We start from the raw sequence: 786 nt of genomic DNA on the forward strand, positions 1-786 counted from the left end.
ATTATGTTTATATTTATTGAAATTTTTATTAAATATGTTAATATTTATTCATAAGTTTATATTAATTTGAAATTAGTTTTTGAGTTAATGTTTAACTTATTTGAATTGGTTTACAATTTCTGACAGGAAATAGTTAAATATTAATATTAAGAACTTTTTTAATAGATTAATTTTATAGTTATGTATTTTTAATTTAATTATTAATTGTTTGCCAATTCAATTTATATTTTATATAGAAAGAAGTTGGCAATTTTTATGTTTAAAGTTCAATTGGTTAATATTGATAAAAATAGAATGATACCAGATAAAAATAATCAAGGTCAAAATTTGAAATTTGATGTTTTAACTTTTTTAGAAATTAATAAACAAACTAATATACCTACCGGTAAAGTACGGGATAAATGATATAACCCGTTAGTAGTTAATGATTTTACACAATATTTGCATAAACTTAGTTTTAAAGTTGGTAATTATTATGATTTAAAATTAGATTTATCCGGTACTATTGTAGATATTACTGAATGAAAATAATAATGTATAAATTAAAAATTAAATAAGGGGCTTATATATGGATTATATATTTTTCGTTAAGCCCCAATGGATTAGATTATAATTCATATACAAGCTCCTTATTAGTATATAAAGTAAGGAGTTTTATTTATGCCTAATGAGTTAGAACAAACTAGTAATTATACTTTAACTAAAATTTTAAGAACTGGATTAAGTCCATTAAGTGCTATGGTTGGAGTTAGTGCTTATTATGGTCAATATTTAAAAGACCCAAGG

The 786-nt window shown here is 21.1% G+C and carries 1 protein-coding gene; it reads left to right on the plus strand.

Going from position 1 to position 786, the window contains the following annotated elements:
• Nucleotides 1-255: 255 nt before the first annotated feature.
• Nucleotides 256-531, plus strand: a complete 276-nt coding sequence (locus tag M0D11_RS06230) for a hypothetical protein (protein WP_252321084.1) — start codon at nucleotides 256-258, stop codon at nucleotides 529-531.
• The last annotated feature ends 255 nt before the right edge of the window (nucleotides 532-786 follow it).

The sequence above is a fragment of the Spiroplasma endosymbiont of Lariophagus distinguendus genome (assembly GCF_023846195.1).
Taxonomy (GTDB): domain Bacteria; phylum Bacillota_I; class Bacilli_A; order Mycoplasmatales; family VBWQ01; genus Spiroplasma_E.